This window comes from Micromonospora sp. ANENR4 (genome assembly GCF_015354395.1).
GTDB classification, from domain to species: domain Bacteria; phylum Actinomycetota; class Actinomycetes; order Mycobacteriales; family Micromonosporaceae; genus Micromonospora; species Micromonospora aurantiaca.
This window is the reverse complement of the sequence record NZ_JADKYQ010000005.1, coordinates 89,462-106,911: the sequence shown is the minus strand read 5'-3', so window position 1 is coordinate 106,911 and position 17,450 is coordinate 89,462. Positions and strand designations below refer to the sequence as shown.

The window sequence follows — 17,450 nt, the reverse complement described above, 5'->3', positions numbered from 1 at the left end:
CGCCGGCCTCCCACGGGCGGGTGCCGTTCTGCGGTGGCTGCCCACCGCGGCCACCACGCTCGGGCGGGATCGCCCCACCTGTGGAATGGCGGACGGCGTACGGCTGTCCCGCCGGTCCGTACCCCTCCGGTCGCGACTGGCGCCCGCCCGGCCGGTGTGCGACGTCGCCGGGCGCGGCCGGGCGCACCCCGGGGGCGGGACCACCCCGGGGCGCCGCTCCGTGGGGCGCGGGGCCGTTCTGCGTAGGGCCGTGGTGTCCGGCGCCCTGGTGCGCAGGGCCGGCCGGGTGGGGCGTACCCCTGGGGGGAAGCTCGCTCGCCGGGGGGCGGAACCGGGGGTCGGCCTCGGGGCGGGGGGCGCTCGCCGGTTGATGCGCCTGACCGCCCGGCCACGGCGGCGGCGGAGCGACCGGCGGGGCGGTCCGTGGCGCGGAAGGCGGTGGGACGGGCGGCCGGGTGTCCCGGCCGCGTCGGGCCGGGGCGGTGTGGGCCGGGCCGACGTCCGGCCAGGGCAGGTCGAGCGGCTGTGGCGACGCCGGGGCCGGACGCTCGACGCGGGGAAGGAACGCGGTGGGCTCCTCCCGGCGGTCGTGGCCGGCGCGTTCCCGGGGGTCGCCGCCGGTCACCGGGGCACCGTCGCCGACTGCAACGCGGTGGAGTCCTCGAACGCGGGCACGGTGACTGTGGAGACGCGCTCGGCGTACCCGAGTTGGTAGTGGTCGGCCACTTCCTTGAACACCCGCACTCCCTCAGAGGCGGCGAGCGCCCGCTGGAGTTCCGCGGGATCGCCGATTGCCACGATCTTGAAAGGAGGGGAGTACACCCGGCCGTGCAGCAGCAGGGTGTTACCGACGCAGCGTACCGCGCTGGTGCTCAGCACGCGGACGTTCATGATTGACATGGCCTCCGCGCCGCCGGCCCAGAGCGCGTTGACGACCGCCTGGACGTCGCCCTGGTGCACCACCAGGTCGTCGTTGCTGGCGCCCTTCGGCAGCGGCTGGTCGGGCCGGCGGTCGGCGTCGTTCAGCTCGACTGTCACGCCGCTGCCGGTGAGCGCGGTGAACCCGGCGCCCTGCCGGCTCGCGGCGGCCCGGTCCCGCTCGGTCTTGATCGGCCCGTCGGCGCCGGCGAGCGCTTCGGTCTGCTCCTCCACCTCGGCGCGGAGCCGGGCGGCCTTCGCCTCGCTGGCGGCGACCTCCTCGCGGCGGTCCTCGATCAGCTGGGTGAGCTGGGGCCGGCGGTCCTCACGCAGGGAGGTGCCGCCCGCGGTGGTGGCGGTGGTGGTGAACAGCAGACCGGCCGCGGCGGCGATCAGGGGCACGCCGACGGACCAGCCGGGGCGGCGCTGGCGTGCGCGCCGGGGCAGCAGGGCGGCTGCCGCGCGGCGGAGGACCTTCTGCCAGGAGGCGGCGCCGGACGTGTACTCCACCGGGCGTTCCCTTTCCCGTCGTCTCGTTCCGGCCCGCGCCGGTGCGAGCCGACCTGCTCGACCCGGAAAGTCCGCTCTTTCCGGTTACTGAGTGCACCGGCCTGGCCCCATTCGTGGCCTGGACGGTCCGTCGGGACTACGCTAGCTGTCGAACATTATTGGCCATGGACCGTCGCCCTCGCGCCCGGTTGTCAGGCCGGACGAGGTCGTACCCCCCTCTGGAGAGCGTCGTGCCCAAGTCTCAGGTCCGCAAGAAGAAGGTGTACACCCCGCCGACGGACGTCCGTCCGACGGCGACGGCGTCGACGCGCAAGCCTAGCCCCATCTGGCTGCCCGCTACCGCGGTCGCGCTGATCGTGGTGGGCATCGGCTGGCTGGTGCTCTACTACCTCTCCGAGCAGGCGTACCCGGTCGCCAGCTGGGGTTACTGGAACCTCGCCGTGGGCTTCGGCGCGATGGTCTCGTCGCTGATCCTGCTCTCCCGCTGGCGCTGATCCGGCGCTGCCCCGCCCCGGCGTAGGTCACGCCACGCCGCCCCTGCACGGCGCTTCGGTGCCGGTCCACCTATGGTGTGCGCAGGGCGGCGTGGCCTGGTGCGAGAAGACTCACGTTACTGCTGGGTAACCTTGCGCGTAGGCTGCACGCACAAAGCAGCAGACCGGGAGGCCAACTCGATGGGCAGCGTCCAGATCGTCACCACGATCCTCGCGGCCGCCATCACCGCCGTTGCGGTGTGGCTTGCGGTGCGTGCGGTCATGAAGATGACCGCCGTCATCCGGCTCGGCCAGCCCGCGCCGGAGCGGTTCGGCGACAAGGGCGCGCGTACGAAGAAGATGCTGGTGGAGACCGCCGGTCACACCCGCATGCTCAAGTGGAGCGTGGTCGGCGCCGCCCACTGGTTCGTGATGGTCGGCTTCATCGTGCTGTCGCTGCTGGTGCTGGAGGCCTACTTCGAGGTGGTCTCCACCGGCGGCGGGCTGCCGATCATCGGGCACTGGACGATCTTCGGCCTGGTCACCGAGTGGATCGGCATCCTCGGCCTGGTCGGCATCGGGGTGCTGATGGCGATCCGGCTGCGCAACCGGCCGGGCCGCGCGGAGAACCGCTCCCGGTTCACCGGCTCGACCATGTGGCAGGGCTACTTCGTCGAGTGGGTCGTCCTGCTGGTCCTGATCTTCGGGTTCGTGATCCGCGGCTTCAAGGTCGCCACCGACCACTTCGAGTACCCGGTCTGGGCCGCCCCGCTCAGCCACGCGGTCGGCTCGGTCCTCCCGAACTGGGAGGCGGGCGTCAGCGTCGCCGCGCTCATCAAGATCATGATTTCGATGACCTGGCTCATCGTGATCTCGCTGAACGTCACAATGGGCGTGGCCTGGCACCGCTTCCTGGCCTTCCCGAACATCTTCTTCAAGCGCGACCCGGAGAAGCCGGCCGGTTCCGGCCTGGGCCCGCTGCGCCCGATGACCAGCGAGGGCAAGCCGCTGGACTTCGAGGAGGCCGACCCGGAGAAGGACCAGTTCGGTGTCGCCCAGGTCGAGCAGTTCAGCTGGAAGGGCCTGCTCGACTTCAGCACCTGCACCGAGTGCGGTCGCTGCCAGTCGCAGTGCCCCGCCTGGAACACCGGCAAGCCGCTGTCGCCGAAGCTGCTGGTGCTGAGCCTGCGCGACCACGCGTACGCCAAGGCGCCGTACCTGCTGGCCGGTGGCGGCAAGGACCTGACCGGCGAGGAGAAGGCCACGCAGGAGCAGCTGGCCGGCGTGGACGTGCTCGCGATGGCCGAGGCGGACCGGCCGCTGATCGGCACCGCCGAGGAGGGCGGCGTCATCGACCCGGACGTGCTCTGGTCCTGCACCACCTGCGGCGCGTGCGTCGAGCAGTGCCCGGTCGACATCGAGCACGTGGACCACATCGTCGACATGCGCCGCTACCAGGTGCTGATCGAGTCGAGCTTCCCGTCCGAGGCCGGCGTCATGCTGCGCAACCTGGAGAACAAGGGCAACCCGTGGGGCGCCCCGCAGAACACCCGCGAGGACTGGACCAAGGGCCTCGGGTTCGAGGTGCCGCGCGTCGGCGAGGTCGACGACTTCGAGTACCTGTTCTGGGTCGGCTGCGCCGGCGCGTTCGAGGACCGGGCCAAGAAGACCACCCGCGCGGTCGCCACGCTGCTCAACGAGGCGGGCGTCAAGTTCGCCATCCTGGGCGAGGGCGAGACCTGCTCCGGCGACCCGGCGCGGCGGATCGGCAACGAGTTCGTCTTCCAGATGCTCGCCCAGCAGAACGTCGAGACGCTGAACGAGGCGTTCGAGGGCCGCGAGAAGAGCAAGCGGAAGATCGTCGCCACCTGCCCGCACTGCTTCAACACCCTGGGCAACGAGTACGGCCAGCTCGGCGGCGAGTTCGAGGTCGTGCACCACACCCAGCTGCTGGCCCACCTGGTCAGCGCCGGCAAGCTCACCCCGGTCCAGCCGGTCGACGGCGGCGTGACCTACCACGACCCGTGCTACCTGGGCCGCCACAACCGGATCTTCGCCGCGCCGCGCGAGGTGCTCGGCGATTCGATCCAGGGCGAGCTGACCGAGATGCCGCGCAACAGCGAGCGCTCCTTCTGCTGCGGCGCCGGCGGCGCCCGGATGTGGATGGAGGAGAAGATCGGCAAGCGGATCAACGTGGACCGGGTCGAGGAGGCCATGTCCACCGGGGCGAAGACCATCGCGGTCGGCTGCCCGTTCTGCTCGACGATGCTGAACGACGGCGTGAACGGCAAGGGCGCGGGCGAGCAGGTCGAGGTCGTCGACGTGGCGAGCGTGCTGCTGCGCTCGGTCAAGCCCGAGGCCCCGGCCGGTGAGCCGGAGGTAGCGCCGGCCGCGAGCTGAGGCGTACCCCGGCAGGAGCCGGACCACGACGGCGGCGGCACCCGTGCGGTGCCGCCGCCGTCGCGTTCAGCTGGTCGTGGTGGTCATGATGGCGGCGCTCGTCCCGGCGGTCATCGCGATCATCAGCGCGGCCTGCATCTCCTCGATCGCCTTCTTGGTGGCGGCCGACGCCCAGTCGCCCGCCGCGATCTCCTCGATCCGGGCCTTGACCCGCTCCTTCGGCAGCTCGCGGAAGATCTTGCGGTCCAGGCCGACCGCGCGGGTCAGCGTGAGCAGCGCGGCGGTCCGGGCGTCGACCGGGCCGTCGGTGGTGAGCGCCGTCGTCATCCGTTGCCGGGCCGCGGTCTCCACCGCCGGCTCCGCGCCGGTCGGCGAGGGATAGCGGGTACGCGGGAAGACCAGCAGCACCCGGTCGGACTCCCGGCGCAGCACCCCGCCGTCGACGAGCCCGCCGAGCACCCGGTCGGGCAGGCCCCTGGCGAGCTTGCCGATCCAGTCCTTCGGCTTGCGCGGGCGGCCGGACCCCACAGTCGCCAGCGCCTCGTCCAGCAGCGGTACGCCGGTCGGGGCGGGATCGGTGACCACGAGCCGCTTGTCCACCACCTCCACCCGGCCGGCCAGGGCCAGTTCCAGCAGCACCGCCCCGGCGAGGCCGTAGCCGAGGTGCGGACTGCCGAGCCGGTTCGCGCCGTCGTCGTCGTACGCGAGCAGGACCAGTTCGTCGGTGAGCAGCAGACCGTCCATGCGCACCACGCTACGGGGGTCCACCATCGGCGTCCGCGTGCCACAATCACGCGCATCGACGGCCTTCTGCTTCTGACGCTGTTGCCACTGGTCGGTTTCGTGCTGCTGACCGCCGGCAACGCGTTCTTCGTCGCGGCCGAGTTCGCCCTGGTCACCGTCGACCGGGCGGAGATCGACAGGCGGGCCGACGAGGGCGACGGCCGGGCCGTCACGGTACGCCGCGCGTTGCGGGAACTGTCCTTCCAGCTCTCCGGCGCGCAGCTCGGCATCACGCTCACCGCGTTGCTCACCGGCTACCTGGCCGAGCCCGCCCTGGCCCGGATCTTCGCGCCGCTGCTGCGCCCGCTCGGCGGCGCGGAACGCTTCTCCGGCCTGCTCGCGCTGGCTCTCGCCACGCTCATCTCGATGCTGTTCGGCGAGCTGGTGCCGAAGAACCTCGCGCTGGCCCGCCCGATGCCGGCGGCGCTCGCCACGGCAGCGCCGATGCGGGCCTTCTCCCGCACGTTCGGCTGGCTGATCCGGCTGCTGAACGAATCCGCGAACCGGCTCGTGCGCCGCCTCGGCGTGGAGCCGCAGGAGGAACTGGCGAGCGCCCGCTCCCCGGAGGAACTGGGCCTGCTCGCCGCGATCTCGGCCCGGGCCGGCGCGCTGCCGCCGGACACCGCGATGCTGCTGCGCCGCACCATCCGTTTCGGCGACAAGCGGGCCGCCGAGGCGATGACGCCCCGGGTCGACGTCACCGCGCTGCGCGCCACCACGACCGTGGCCGAGCTGCTGGAGGCGTCCAGGCGGACCGGCCGCACCCGGTTCCCGGTCTACGAGGAGACGCTCGACCTGGTCACCGGCGTCGCCGGGGTGCCGGACGCGCTGGGTGTGCCGCTGGCCCGCCGGGCGGCCACCACTGTCGCCGCCGTGGCCCGGGAACCGGTGTACGTCCCGGAGAGCCTCAACCTGAACGGGGTGCTGGCCGCGCTCAAGGCCGCCGGGGCGGACCTGGCGATCGTGGTGGACGAGTACGGCGGCACCGACGGTGTGGTGACGGTGGAGGATCTGGTCGAGGAACTGGTGGGCGAGATCGCCGACGAGTTCGACCCGGACGCGGTGGACGGCTTCGGGCCGGTGGAGCTCACAGTGCCCGGCGGCGAGCGCACCGTCCTGGCCGACGGCGTGCTGCGCGCCGACGAACTGGTGGAGCAGACCGGGTTCCGGCTGCCCGACGGGCCGTACGAGACGCTCGGCGGGTTCCTCATGGCGCGGCTCGGCCACATCCCGGTGCCGGGCGAGACGCTCGACGAGGCCGGGTACGAGTTCACAGTGGTGGAGGTCGACCGGCACCGGATCGAGCAGGTGCGGGTGGTACGCCCCGAGGAGCCCGACGACGGTGCCTGAACTACTCGTCGCGGTCGGGTTGCTGCTCGGCAACGCGTTCTTCGTGGGCAGCGAGTTCGCGCTGATCGCCTCCCGCCGTACGGTCATCGAACCGCTGGCGGCGACGTCGAAGCGGGCCCGGCTGGCGCTGGCGGCGATGAACCAGATCCCGCTGATGATCGCCGGGGCGCAGCTCGGCATCACCGTCTGCTCGCTGGGCCTCGGCGCGATCGCCGAGCCGGCGCTGGCGCACCTGCTGGAGCCGGCGTTCGCCGCCCTGGGGCTGCCCGCCTCGGCCGTACATCCGGTGTCGTTCGTCATCGCGCTCGCGGTGGTGGTGTTCCTGCACACGGTGGTCGGCGAGATGGTGCCGAAGAACATCACGCTCGCTGGGCCGGAGCCGTCGGCGCTCTGGCTCGGCCCGGCCATGCTGGCGTTCTGCCTGGCCACCAAGCCGCTGCTGCTGGCGATGAAGTGGGCGTCCCGGCAGGTGCTGCGGTGGTGGCGGGTGGAGGCGACAGACGCGGTGAAGACCGTCTTCACCGCCGAGGAACTGGCCGGGCTGGTCTCCCAGGCGCGTACCGAGGGACTGCTGGACGCCGAGGAGCACGCCCGGATCACCGGCGCGCTGGCCCTGCACAGCCGTACCGCGGCGGACGCGCTGCAACCCTGGTCCACTGTCACCACGGTGGCCGAGGACGTCTCACCGGCGTCGCTGGAGGTGCTGGCGACCCGTACCGGCCGGTCCCGCTTCCCGGTGGTGCAGCGGGCCACCCGCCGGGTGCTCGGTTTCGTGCACGTCAAGGACGTGCTCGGGTACGCCGGGGCGAGCCGCCGGGCGCCGGTGCCGGCCGAGATCTACCGGCCGCTGGCGGTGGTGCCGCCGGACCGTACGCTCGCCGATCTGCTGCTCGCGATGCGCCGCGAACGCCGCCACATGGTGCTGGTCAGCGACGGACGCCGGCCGATGGGTGTGGTGACGCTCGACGACGTATTGACAGCCATCGTGGGAAGATGAATTGAATACCCTTGGTGTGCAACCGATTGCGGATACGTGATTGAACAAACGGTCGCCTTGATTCCATCGGACGCCTTCCCTAATGTGAGGCACCGACCGCTGTGGGTCGTCTGCCTCGATCTTCCCTCTCGCGAGGCGCCCGGCGGTCGGTTGCAAAGGAGTCCGTGCCGGTGGCAACCACGCCCCCTCAACGTCACGCCCCGAGCGCTCCACCCGGCCGGCGGGCCGGGTTCCGACGGGTGGTACACGGTCTGGTCACCCTGGTCGCGGCCGCCGCGGTCGGCGCCGGAATGCTGACCGCCCCGGCGCACGCGGCGCCGTCGGTGGACGAGATCGACGCGCAGATCGACAAGCAGTGGCAGCAGCTCGAACCCACCATCGAGCAGTTCAACAAGGTCCGCTCGCAGCTTCGCGCCAACCAGAAGAAGTCCAAGGCGCTGAAGGACAAGATGGTGCCGCTGGAGCTGGCCTCCACGCTCGCCATGAACAAGGTCGGCGACATCGCGGCCCGGTACTACATCCAGGGCCCGTCGCAGGAGCTGGGCGCACTGTTGGTGAACACCAAGCCGGGCACGCTGGCCGAGCAGCTGGTCATGCTGGACCGGATCGCCGACGACCAGCGCCGCCAGATCGCCGGTGTGCTCAAGGTGCGCGACGAGTACAACAGGCAGAAGGAGAAGCTCGACGCGCTGATCGCGCTGGAGATCAAGCAGCAGAACGATCTCGCGGCGAAGAAGAAGCAGATCGACTCGGAGATCAAGCGGCTGACCGCCATGCTCCCGGTGACCTCGATCCGCCCGGCGGGCTGCCCGAAGATCGACGGTGTGGTGAGCAGCGCCGCGCGGACCGCCATCAAGACGGCCTGCGCCCAGGTCGGCGACCCGTACGTGTGGGGCGCCACCGGCCCGAACTCGTTCGACTGCTCCGGCCTCACCCAGTACGCGTACAAGGCGGCGGGCATCTCGCTGACCCACTTCACCGGCGCGCAGTGGAACGAGGGCCGCAAGGTGTCCCGCTCCGAGGCGAGACCGGGTGACCTGGTGTTCTTCGGTTCCGACCTGCACCACGTCGGGCTCTATCTCGGCAACGGGGTGATGGTGCACGCGCCACGGACCGGCAAACCGGTCCAGGTGTCGAGCATCAGCACCCAGCCGCTCGCCGGCTTCGTCCGGGTCGCCTGACCCCTGTCACACGGAAAGCCCCCGGTCCGCAGGGACCGGGGGCTTTCGCGTTCTCGTGGAGAGGTCAGCTTGGCGTGCCGACCGGGGACGGCAGGACCAGCACGTCGTCCAGGTTCACGAACATGATCCGGTGACCGAACTGGACCTGCACGTACTTGTTCTTGCCGCGGACCACGGTCCGGTCACCCGGTGCCGAACCGTCGAACGAGACCGCCCGGTAGTACTCGCCGGGCAGCACCCCGCCGACCGCGTACCGCTGGCCCGCGGCGAACGTGTACTGCAGCGGCGAGATGGTCTGGTACGGGATGGTGTCCGGGTAGGCGGCCTGCTCCGGGTAGGCCCGCCCGTACACCGGGATGGTGGCCTTGCCGGGCCGCGGGGTCACCACGAAGCCGGTGGCCCACTTGGCGGTCGGCGCGGAGGCCGGGTTGAGGAACCACGCCTTCTGGCCGAGGTACCAGATCGCCGTCCAGTCACCCTGCCGGCCGGCGAGCGCGTACGTCTGACCGGCGGAGGCGCGGGCGCCGTGGTCGGAGATGTACATGGTGTCCGGCGTACCGTCCGGGCGCAGCCCGAGGTCGTTGACGAGCGGGGCGTCCGGGCTCGGCGCGGTCCGCAGGATCACTGCGGAGGAGCCGCGCGACGGGCACGGCTCGGCCGGCGGCCGGGGCGTCGGGACACCGGGCGGCTGCTGGTTGCAGCCGGTGAACGCCGGCCGGTTGGTGGCGAAGTCCGGGTCGATGGTGACCAGGCCGGTACGGGGCGTGCCGGTGCTGCGGAACGGCGCCTTCATCAGGTCGAAGTAGTGCGACCAGTCCCAGTACGGTCCCGGGTCCCAGTGCATGCCGCCCACGTTGGCGGCGGTGATGCCGGGCACGTTGTCGTGGCCGATGATGTGCTGCCGGTCCATCGGGATGCCGAGCTTGAGCGCCAGGTGCCGCACCAGCTTGGCGGAGGTGCGGTACATCGCCTCGGTGTACCAGGTGCCCTGACCGGCGAAGCCCTCGTGCTCCAGGCCGATGGACTTGGCGTTGACGTACCAGTTGCCGGCGTGCCAGCCCACGTCCTTGGTCTTGATGTGCTGGGCGATGTAGCCGTCCACCGAGCGCAGCGTGTAGTGCCAGCCCAGGTAGTCGGCCCGCTTCACCAGGTCGACGCTCGGGCCGAAGTAGCCCTCGGTGTCGTGGATGACGATGTACTCGATCTTCTGCTGCTTCGGCCGGTCGCCCAGGTCGTGGTTGCCGTAGTCGCCCGGGTCGTCGCTGAGCTGCTCGTACGGCGCGGGGATCCACTCGCAGGCCAGCCGTACCGGGCACTCCAGCCCGTCCGGCCGCTCGGCGTTGCGCAGGCCGAGGCGGGCCAGCCGGGAGCGGTCCGGCTGCGCGGCGGTGGCGGCGAGCGTGACCCGCTGGCCGTCGTCGGTGGTGCGGCTGGCGCCCTGGCCGAGCTGGTCGTAGACCTCGTCGGCGAAGGCCGCCGCGGCGTCCGAGGTGTCCGCGCCGGAGTACCGGGCCACCGCGCCGTACCAGGCCGCCGGGTCGGTGCCGGCGCCGACCGGCCCACCCAGAGCCTTCTGGTACGACGCCAGCAGCGCCGCGCCACCGCGGATGTTCGCGGCCGGGTCGGTGCGCAGCGTGCCCGCGTCGAGCCCGGTGAGCGCGGCGGCGGCGTCGAGCGTCTGGAGCGAGGCGGGCGGCAGCGGGGTCTCCCGCTCCGGCGCGGCGGCGGTGGCCGGGTCGAGCTTCAGCGGCCGGGAGTCGTCGCCGCGCGGGTCCTCGTCCTCGTCGACGTGGGCGCTGCCCGGCATGGCGAGGATGTGCGCGGCGTCGGTCAGGTGCATCGGGCCGTAGCCGCCGCTCGTGCTCGGCTGCCCGGGGTGGGTGTCCCAGCGGGACTCCAGATAGGAGACACCGAGCAGCACGTTCTGCGGCACGCCGTACTCGGCCGCCGCGGCGGCGTATTGTTGTTGCCTGTCGCTCGCGGGCGCGGACGTGTCCGGCGCGGCGGTCACCGGGCCGGTCGTCGCCAGCGCGGTGGCTGTCGCCACTGCGGCGGCGAGCAGTATCCGTCTGCCCGACGGCGGGGCGGAGAGGTGCATCGAACCTCCTGGACAGGGATGGGTGTCACTGCGTCTCCACCCTCACTCCGCACACCCGCGGGGGTCAATACCTTTCCAGCGAGTAATCAGCCTTGAAAGAAAATTTCACCTCCGCTCCGGGTGCGGCCCTTCATCGCGTACGGAGTGTCACGTCGCTGGAAGTTGCGGATCGATAACGGTGGTCCTTACTCTGGTGAATCGTCGGCCGCACGTCTCACCGTCCAACCCGGTCGGTGACGGTCCGACACCGCCGAGTCGCCTCCGGGCGAGCCGGGGAACCAGGTACCTGGGGTGAATCCGCAGCGATGCGGTAGGGCGGCTCCCTTCCCGCCCGAATCCGTCAGCTAACCCGGTAGGCGGTACGGAAGAAGGAGTACGGACGCCCGGTGGCACTCCATGCCCCGCGGCCGTCGTCGAACCGGTCCACCGACCGGTCCAGCGTCGCGCCGCGTTCCCGCTGGTCCCGCTTCACCACCGCCCTCGCCGCGCTGGTCGGCACCGCAGTCGTTCTGACCGGCGGCGCCACTGCGGCACACGCCGAACCCTCGGTCGCCGAGATCGAGGCCCAGATCGACCGCGACTGGAACAAGCTCGAACCGGTCATCGAACAGGTCAACGCCGTACGCGAGCAGCTCGCCGCGCGGCGCAAGCAGGCCGACGCGCTCGGCCGGCAGATCGCACCCCTCCAGGCCCGGGTGGACGCCGCGCTCGGTCAGGTCGGCGGACTCGCCGCCGACGCCTACAAGGGCGACAACCTCTCCACAGTGAACGCGCTGCTGGGCAGCCGCTCACCCGGTGACCTGGTCACCGGCCTGGAACTGCTGGACCGCTTCGCGCACCGCCAGCACGAGCAGGTGCGCTCCGTCGCCGCGCTGCGCGACGAACTGGCGGCGAAGAAGAAGCCGCTGGACGAGATGATCGCCGGGCTGGCCCGTACCGAGGCCCAGCTCGCGGCGAAGAAGAAGCAGATCGACGCCGAGATCGCCAAGCTGGAGAAGCTGCGGCTCAAGGTGTACGGCAAGGGCGGCGGCGGCCCGCTGCGCCCGGCGCCGTGCCCGGCCGGCTACCCCGGCGGCCCGGCCGGGGCGGCGGTCAAGTTCGCCTGCGCCCAGATCGGCAAGATCTATGTCTGGGGCGCGGCCGGGCCCGACCACTTCGACTGCTCGGGCCTCACCTTGGCGGCCTGGGCCAAGGGCGGGGTCTCGCTGCCGCACAACGCGCGCCAGCAGCACGGCGTGACGAAGCGGATCAGCCGCGCCGAGCTGCGCGCCGGTGACCTCGTCTTCTACTACAGCGACCTGCACCACGTGGCGATGTACGTGGGCGACGGCTGGGTGGTGCACGCCTCCCAGTCCGGCAAGCCCATCACCATGAAGCGGGTCGACGACGGCGACATCAACAGCTACGGCCGTCCCGGCTGAGGTCGTGGCCCGGGGCTCCGCCGGTGACGGCGGGGCCCCGGCCGTGCCGTCAGCGCGTCGGCCAGGTGCGCCAGCTCTGCCAGGACCGGCTCGGCGTCGGACCGCGCTGCCCCTGGTAACGCGAGCCGTAGACGGCCGAGCCGTACGGGTGCTCGGCCGGCGAGGAGAGCCGGAAGATGCAGAGCTGGCCGATCTTCATGCCCGGCCAGAGCGTGATCGGCAGGTTCGCCACGTTCGACAGCTCCAGCGTGACGTGACCGGAGAAGCCGGGGTCGATGAAACCGGCTGTCGAGTGGGTCAGCAGCCCCAGCCGCCCCAGGCTCGACTTGCCCTCCAGCCGGCCCGCGAGCTGGTCGCCCAGCGAGATCACCTCGAGCGTGGAGGCGAGCACGAACTCGCCCGGGTGCAGCACGAACGGCTGGCCCTCGGGCACCTCCACCATCGAGGTCAGGTCGTCCTGCTGGACCGACGGGTCGATGTGCGTGTAGAGGTGGTTGTTGAAGACCCGGAACAGCCGGTCCAGGCGTACGTCGATGCTCGACGGCTGCACCAGCGTGGGCTCGAAGGGCTCCAGCGCGAGCGTGCCGGCCTTGATCTCGGAGATCAGGTCGCGGTCGGAGAGCAGCATCGGAACACCATAGCGACCGGTACGGGTGACCTGCGTGTCGCACTACATCTTCGTACACGTGTTCGATAGAGTGTCCACATGGCTTCCTGGTCCGAATTCGCCGCCGACGAGCCCCGCCTCGCCGACGAGATCCGCCTCCTGATGCAGCAGTACGGGCCGGGCTTCGGCTACCTCGCCACGGTCCGCGCCGACGGTGGCCCCCGCGTCCACCCGGTCTCCCCGGTGATCACCGCCGACGGTCTCTGGTGTTTCGTCATCGACTCGCCGAAGCGGCGCGACCTCGAACGCGACGGCCGCTACGCGCTGCACTCGTTCCCGCCGGAGGAGAGCGACGACGAGGCGTACATCGCGGGGCGCGCGCGGCCGGTGACCGACCCGGCCACCGTGACGCGGCTGGCCCGGATCGCCCGCGCGTCGCCGCAGGGCGACTGGCGGCTGTTCGAGTTCACCGTCGAGGTGGCGATGCTGACCCGGCGCGACCCGGTGGCCCAGCCCGGCGCCGCCCCGCCGCAGGTGCGGGTCTGGCTCGACCCGCGCGGAGCCGAACCGGCCCGGCGGGAGCGGGTGGCCGCCGAGGGTCGGCGCGGGCGGCACGGCTTCGACACCCGCCGCCCGGCCGCCTGACCCCGACCCCGAAACGACCGGTGCCGGCCCCGTCCGAGGACAGGGCCGGCACCGGTACGTGGTACGACGGTCAGGCTGCGCGGTAGGCGTTCCACGCGGTGAGCATGCGGCTCGCCTGACCGGCGGTGAACTGGTACATGCAGGAGTCGTACGTGTAGTCCATGAAGTTGGTGATCGGGTCCTTGCCGGCGGTCGAGCAGGTGTCGCGGCCGGTCGGGCACTGGTACGCCGGGGACGCCTCGGCCGGGGTGTCGGAGACGCTGTCGCCCGAGCCGGAGCAGCCGCCCTGGAAGGTGTGGTAGAGGTTCAGCCAGTGGCCGACCTCGTGGGTGCCGGTGTCACCCTGGTTGTAGTTGGTCGCGGTGCCGCCGGGCAGCGACTCGTTGAGCACGACCACGCCGTCCATCTTGTCCAGCGTCCGCTTCGGGAACGTCGCCCAGCCCAGCAGGCTGTCGCTCAGCTCGCCGAGGTAGATGTTCAGCGTGTTCTTGCCGCCCTCACGCAGCGAGGTCTTCATCGAGCGCTCGGCGGAGGAGCCCTGCACGATCGGGTACCACGACGGGTTGGTCACCCGGTTGATCTTCGTGAGCTGGAACCCGAACGCGGTGGCGGCACCGCCGGTCGAGCCCGCGTACGCCTGGTTCAGCACGGTGATCTGCTGGTTGATCATCGAGTCGGTGATGTTGCCGCCGGCCCGGGTGCTGTTCTCCTGGATGACGTGTACGACGACCGGGATCGTCACGGTGGCCAGCGGAGCGACGGCGCCGGTCCGGAAGCCGGCCCGCTCGCGCTGCGCGGCGGCGAGGTCGGCCTCACGGTCACGGACCTGCTTGGCGGTCAGGTGGTTGGGGTCCAGCTTGGCGTTGCCGCCCTTCGCGACGCGAGCGTTCGCGTGCTCGTCGGCGTGGGCGTCGGCCGGTTCGGCGCAGACGCCGTCCGGGGCGGCCGAGAAGGCCGAAGCAGCGGGGACGACGCCGACGGCGGCGGTGCTGAGCAGCAGCGCGAGGGTCGACGTCGCGACACCGGCGGTACGCCGGGTCAGCAGGTTGGGACGGAGTCCCATGGGCCCACCTCTTTCTGACGGCGTGGCAGGGGGTGTGTCACGCCGGTTCGGAAACGTGGGGCAGACGTTACATCCCATCGACGCATTTGAGAACGCCCATACGTTTCCGACGTGCAACTTCGCGCCTGTCGGCTCCGATGGGTGCTTGATCCACTCCAGTTCGGGGAGGTGGCGGGGTCAACCGCCCACCGATGCCGCCACCTCGCCGAGGTGGCGCGCGCACCTGACTGCACGGGGGTGGGGGGCTTCAGGTAGAGTGGTGCCGCTGCGGGTGTAGTTCAATGGCAGAACATCAGCTTCCCAAGCTGACAGTGCGGGTTCGATTCCCGTCACCCGCTCCACGCGAAAGGCCCTGGTCAGGACGCAAGTCCCAGCCAGGGCCTTCGACGTCACTCAGGCCACGGGCGCCCGGCGCGCCACCGCGAGAGCGGCTTGTCGTACCGCTCGGAATCGGGCCGGCTGAGCCTGCTGATGTCCTCGAGCAGCTCGGCCGACGCGTCGTGCTCGCGCAGGACGGCCGGCGCGTGTCGTATCACCCACAGTTGCAGCGCGGGGGCCCACGCGTCGATGTCGTGCCAACTCGACCACGGGAGTGCGTCGCCCCCCAGGTCGTACATCCACTCATCCATGGCCTCGACCAGCTGTCGCCGGGCCGGCTCGTCAGCCAGCGCCTCCGCCCAGTCGGCCAGCCAAGGGGTGAGCTTTGTGGTGGCCTCGGCGAGGAACGACAGGGCTGCGTGGGCGGGCACCTTCGCGTCGGGCTCGACCAGGACGTGCACCCACCAGACGTTCAGGAATCTCCGCAGGGCGGCCTGTTGCTCTCTCGGCCACTCGTGCCAGGGGGAGACGGCGAAGAAGTTCGCCAGGCTGTCCAGCCCGTCCGTCGCCACTATTCGGCCGTCCACGAGGTGCTGGGTCACCTGGGGCAGGATCCGGCGCAGCAGCAGACCGGGGTAGTGCCAGTCCGTGGTCCAGTACGTGCGACGAAACAGGTCATCATCGAGCGGCACGTCCGGCGTCTTCAGCAGTGCCAGTTCCTCCGCGCTGCCCCAGTGGCACTCGCAGTTGGACTCCTGCTCGTGGGCCGTCATGCCCTGGAACGCGACGGCCACACCCGCCAGTGCCTCGTCCAGGAGGACGCTTGTCTCAGTCCGATCGGGGATCATGGCGAATCCACCTTCGAGGACTCCGGAGGCATACGCCTGCCGAAGAGATGACCTTACTGTGGAGACGGGGCGGGGCGTGCACCCGATCTACGATCATCTGCCGGAGGTCGCCGAATGACACCGAGCGCTTCGCCGACGACGGACCGGCTCGCCGTCCTGCTCGACTGGGACGGGTCGGCGGGAATCGAGGTCGACTGGCCGGCCCTCACCGAGGCCGCCGGCCACCCCTTTCCCGAGGACTACCGACGCTTCGTCGAGCGCTTCCCACACGGCAACCTCGGCTTCCTGGAAGTGCTTCATCCTTCCGACTGGGGCGTACCGGAATTCCTCCGGTACGCGCGGAACTGGCATCACGCGATGAACGAGAGGGCGGAGTGCACAGGAGGGTTCCCGTACCACTTCGGCACCTCACCGGGAGACCTCCGGGTCTGGGGAGCCGTGAACCTCGACTATCTGCTCTGCTGGCACCTGGACGACGGTCCTCCCGAGCAGTGGCCGACGGTGGTCTGCGATACCGCCCTGATCGACCCGCCCGAGCCCTACGCCGGCACTGCCACCGCATTGCTTGTCGAGATCGCGGAACTGAAGAACCCGGTGCCGGTGATCGGGTACGTCACGGAGATCGACGGGGTGCCCTTCAGGCTCGTCCGGCACGAGTAGAGCGGCTCGGTGGCGGCGATGAGTTGCGGGTCGTTGCCGGGTCTGACGGGGGGACGAGCGGTGACCGGAGGAGCGGACCAATGGGCAAGTTGATCGTGACCGAGTTCCTGACCCTCGACGGCGTGGCGCAGGCGCCCGGCGAACCGGACGAGGACCGCGAGGGCGGCTTCAACCACGGCGGCTGGCAGATGCCGCTGCTCGACGACGCGTCCGGCGCGGTGATGTTCCAGCAGGCCAGCAGCATGGATGCGCTGCTGCTGGGCCGCAAGACGTACGACATCTTCGCCGGCTACTGGCCGAAGGCGCCCGAGGAAATCCCCTTCACCGGCCTGCTCAATGGCGTGCCGAAGTACGTGGTCAGCCGTACCCTCACCGAGCCGCTGGCCTGGGCGAACTCGTCGCTGGTGTCCGGTGACCTCGCCGAGCGCGTCACCGAGATGAAGGCCCGCCACGACGAGGTGCACGTCATCGGCAGCCTGGACCTGGTGCAGTCGCTGCTGCGCGCCGGTCTCGTGGACCGGCTCAACCTGTGGGTGTATCCGGTGCTGCTCGGCACCGGCAAGCGCCTGTTCGGCGAGGGGACGGTGCCGAGCGCGCTGCGGCTCACCGAGTCGGTCACCCACGCCCACGGCACGCTGCAACTGACGTACGAGCCGGCCGGTGCGCCCGCCTACGGTGACGCGGCCGCGTAGGGCGCGCGGAGGTCGAGCACGTGCCGCAGGCCGGGCTCCCCGTCCAGCTCCACCCGATGATCCGGCACGAAACCGGCACGCTTGAGCACCGCCAGCGAGGCCGGGTTCGCCAGCGCCGCCGAGGCGACCAGCCGGCGCAGCCCGTACTCGGTGCGGGCCAGTTCGCAGACGCGCCGTACGCCTTCACTCGCGAGCCCGCGCCCGGCGGCGCGTTCGGCGACCCGGTAGCCCAGCTCGGCGCTGCCGTCTGCGACGTCGACCAGGTTGAACCGGCCGAGCACGGCGCCGTGGTCGCCGACCAGCACGTGGAAGTGGCAGGTGCCGCGTTCCTGCTCGTCCAGCAGGGCCGCGTGCCGGGCGGCGTATCCGGTGAAGAAGTCGTCGCCCCGGTCGGGGACGTACCGGGCGAAGTAGGCCCGGTTCTCCCGCTCGAACCGCAGCACGGCGGGTGCGTGGTGGGCGGCGAGTCGTTCCAGCTCCGGCATC

General features: G+C 71.2%; 16 protein-coding genes, 1 tRNA gene and 1 riboswitch. Of the genes, 10 read left to right on the top strand and 7 right to left on the bottom strand.

All coding sequences use genetic code 11. From position 1 onward, the window contains the following. Window positions 1–621: 621 nt before the first annotated feature. Window positions 622–1,428: a DUF881 domain-containing protein gene (locus tag IRY44_RS10375; protein WP_194800222.1), complete on the bottom strand. Its 807-nt coding sequence runs from the start codon at window positions 1,426–1,428 to the stop codon at window positions 622–624. Window positions 1,429–1,658: 230 nt separating this feature from the next. On the opposite strand from IRY44_RS10375, the gene IRY44_RS10370 reads away from it, so the two are divergent. Further along, window positions 1,659–1,922 (top strand): cell division protein CrgA, encoded by a 264-nt coding sequence (locus tag IRY44_RS10370; protein ID WP_135242661.1) that lies wholly within the window; start codon window positions 1,659–1,661, stop codon window positions 1,920–1,922. 180 nt (window positions 1,923–2,102) lie between these two features. Further along, entirely contained in the window at window positions 2,103–4,301 is a 2,199-nt protein-coding gene (locus IRY44_RS10365) for a (Fe-S)-binding protein (RefSeq protein WP_194800221.1), read from the top strand. A 66-nt stretch (window positions 4,302–4,367) separates the two neighbouring features. On the opposite strand, the gene IRY44_RS10360 is transcribed toward IRY44_RS10365, so the two are convergent. Next, the gene (locus tag IRY44_RS10360; RefSeq protein WP_194800220.1) at window positions 4,368–5,045 is read right to left on the bottom strand and encodes a GPP34 family phosphoprotein; all 678 of its coding nucleotides are present in this window, start codon (window positions 5,043–5,045) and stop codon (window positions 4,368–4,370) included. Window positions 5,046–5,126: 81 nt separating this feature from the next. On the opposite strand from IRY44_RS10360, the gene IRY44_RS10355 reads away from it, so the two are divergent. The 3 genes from IRY44_RS10355 to IRY44_RS10345 all read left to right on the top strand — a co-directional run bounded on the left by IRY44_RS10355 (window position 5,127) and on the right by IRY44_RS10345 (window position 8,612). Beyond that, the gene (locus IRY44_RS10355; RefSeq protein ID WP_194800219.1) at window positions 5,127–6,434 is read left to right on the top strand and encodes a hemolysin family protein; all 1,308 of its coding nucleotides are present in this window, start codon (window positions 5,127–5,129) and stop codon (window positions 6,432–6,434) included. Next, on the top strand, window positions 6,427–7,431 hold the full coding sequence (locus tag IRY44_RS10350; RefSeq protein ID WP_013283320.1) for a hemolysin family protein: 1,005 nt from the start codon (window positions 6,427–6,429) through the stop codon (window positions 7,429–7,431). The genes IRY44_RS10355 and IRY44_RS10350 overlap by 8 nt, the downstream gene beginning before the upstream one ends. A 170-nt stretch (window positions 7,432–7,601) precedes the next feature. Beyond that, a complete protein-coding gene (locus IRY44_RS10345; protein WP_194800218.1) occupies window positions 7,602–8,612 on the top strand; it encodes a C40 family peptidase in 1,011 nt (336 codons plus the stop codon). Between the two features lie 64 nt (window positions 8,613–8,676). On the opposite strand, the gene IRY44_RS10340 is transcribed toward IRY44_RS10345, so the two are convergent. Then, window positions 8,677–10,710: an N-acetylmuramoyl-L-alanine amidase gene (locus IRY44_RS10340; RefSeq protein WP_194800217.1), complete on the bottom strand. Its 2,034-nt coding sequence runs from the start codon at window positions 10,708–10,710 to the stop codon at window positions 8,677–8,679. Window positions 10,711–10,948: 238 nt separating this feature from the next. Further along, window positions 10,949–11,083, top strand: a riboswitch (cyclic di-AMP (ydaO/yuaA leader). Window positions 11,084–11,096: 13 nt separating this feature from the next. Between IRY44_RS10340 and IRY44_RS10335 the strand changes: the two genes are divergently transcribed. Then, window positions 11,097–12,131: an NlpC/P60 family protein gene (locus IRY44_RS10335; RefSeq protein WP_194800216.1), complete on the top strand. Its 1,035-nt coding sequence runs from the start codon at window positions 11,097–11,099 to the stop codon at window positions 12,129–12,131. Between the two features lie 49 nt (window positions 12,132–12,180). Here IRY44_RS10335 and dcd read toward each other — a convergent pair whose 3' ends face one another. Further along, window positions 12,181–12,759 (bottom strand): dCTP deaminase, encoded by a 579-nt coding sequence (gene dcd / locus IRY44_RS10330; RefSeq protein ID WP_043327610.1) that lies wholly within the window; start codon window positions 12,757–12,759, stop codon window positions 12,181–12,183. Window positions 12,760–12,837: 78 nt separating this feature from the next. Between dcd and IRY44_RS10325 the strand changes: the two genes are divergently transcribed. Further along, complete coding sequence (locus tag IRY44_RS10325) at window positions 12,838–13,383, top strand: pyridoxamine 5'-phosphate oxidase family protein (protein WP_194800215.1); 546 nt, start codon at window positions 12,838–12,840, stop codon at window positions 13,381–13,383. Between the two features lie 70 nt (window positions 13,384–13,453). On the opposite strand, the gene IRY44_RS10320 is transcribed toward IRY44_RS10325, so the two are convergent. After that, window positions 13,454–14,446 carry a zinc metalloprotease gene (locus tag IRY44_RS10320; protein WP_194800214.1) on the bottom strand — a complete coding sequence of 331 codons (993 nt, stop codon included), beginning with the start codon at window positions 14,444–14,446 and terminating at the stop codon, window positions 13,454–13,456. Between the two features lie 267 nt (window positions 14,447–14,713). Between IRY44_RS10320 and IRY44_RS10315 the strand changes: the two genes are divergently transcribed. Then, a tRNA-Gly gene (locus tag IRY44_RS10315) sits at window positions 14,714–14,787 on the top strand. A 48-nt stretch (window positions 14,788–14,835) separates the two neighbouring features. On the opposite strand, the gene IRY44_RS10310 is transcribed toward IRY44_RS10315, so the two are convergent. Beyond that, window positions 14,836–15,612, bottom strand: a complete 777-nt coding sequence (locus tag IRY44_RS10310) for a hypothetical protein (protein ID WP_194800213.1) — start codon at window positions 15,610–15,612, stop codon at window positions 14,836–14,838. Between the two features lie 114 nt (window positions 15,613–15,726). Between IRY44_RS10310 and IRY44_RS10305 the strand changes: the two genes are divergently transcribed. Then, window positions 15,727–16,272 (top strand): hypothetical protein, encoded by a 546-nt coding sequence (locus tag IRY44_RS10305; RefSeq protein WP_194800212.1) that lies wholly within the window; start codon window positions 15,727–15,729, stop codon window positions 16,270–16,272. 80 nt (window positions 16,273–16,352) lie between these two features. Beyond that, on the top strand, window positions 16,353–16,964 hold the full coding sequence (locus tag IRY44_RS10300; RefSeq protein WP_194800211.1) for a dihydrofolate reductase family protein: 612 nt from the start codon (window positions 16,353–16,355) through the stop codon (window positions 16,962–16,964). On the opposite strand, the gene IRY44_RS10295 is transcribed toward IRY44_RS10300, so the two are convergent. After that, window positions 16,943–17,449: a GNAT family N-acetyltransferase gene (locus IRY44_RS10295; RefSeq protein ID WP_194800210.1), complete on the bottom strand. Its 507-nt coding sequence runs from the start codon at window positions 17,447–17,449 to the stop codon at window positions 16,943–16,945. The two genes, IRY44_RS10300 and IRY44_RS10295, sit on opposite strands and share 22 nt — an antisense overlap. Window position 17,450: the final 1 nt, after the last annotated feature.

Excerpts from the sequence above, each read along its gene's own strand:
- dcd (WP_043327610.1), bottom strand. The coding sequence starts at position 12,759 with ATGCTGCTCTCCGACCGCGACCTGATCTCCGAGATCAAGGCCGGCACG.
- IRY44_RS10300 (WP_194800211.1), top strand. The coding sequence starts at position 16,353 with ATGGGCAAGTTGATCGTGACCGAGTTCCTGACCCTCGACGGCGTGGCG.
- IRY44_RS10320 (WP_194800214.1), bottom strand. The coding sequence starts at position 14,446 with ATGGGACTCCGTCCCAACCTGCTGACCCGGCGTACCGCCGGTGTCGCG.
- IRY44_RS10325 (WP_194800215.1), top strand. The coding sequence starts at position 12,838 with ATGGCTTCCTGGTCCGAATTCGCCGCCGACGAGCCCCGCCTCGCCGAC.
- IRY44_RS10360 (WP_194800220.1), bottom strand. The coding sequence starts at position 5,045 with ATGGACGGTCTGCTGCTCACCGACGAACTGGTCCTGCTCGCGTACGAC.
- IRY44_RS10340 (WP_194800217.1), bottom strand. The coding sequence starts at position 10,710 with ATGCACCTCTCCGCCCCGCCGTCGGGCAGACGGATACTGCTCGCCGCC.
- IRY44_RS10295 (WP_194800210.1), bottom strand. The coding sequence starts at position 17,449 with ATGCCGGAGCTGGAACGACTCGCCGCCCACCACGCACCCGCCGTGCTG.
- IRY44_RS10310 (WP_194800213.1), bottom strand. The coding sequence starts at position 15,612 with ATGATCCCCGATCGGACTGAGACAAGCGTCCTCCTGGACGAGGCACTG.
- IRY44_RS10365 (WP_194800221.1), top strand. The coding sequence starts at position 2,103 with ATGGGCAGCGTCCAGATCGTCACCACGATCCTCGCGGCCGCCATCACC.
- IRY44_RS10305 (WP_194800212.1), top strand. The coding sequence starts at position 15,727 with ATGACACCGAGCGCTTCGCCGACGACGGACCGGCTCGCCGTCCTGCTC.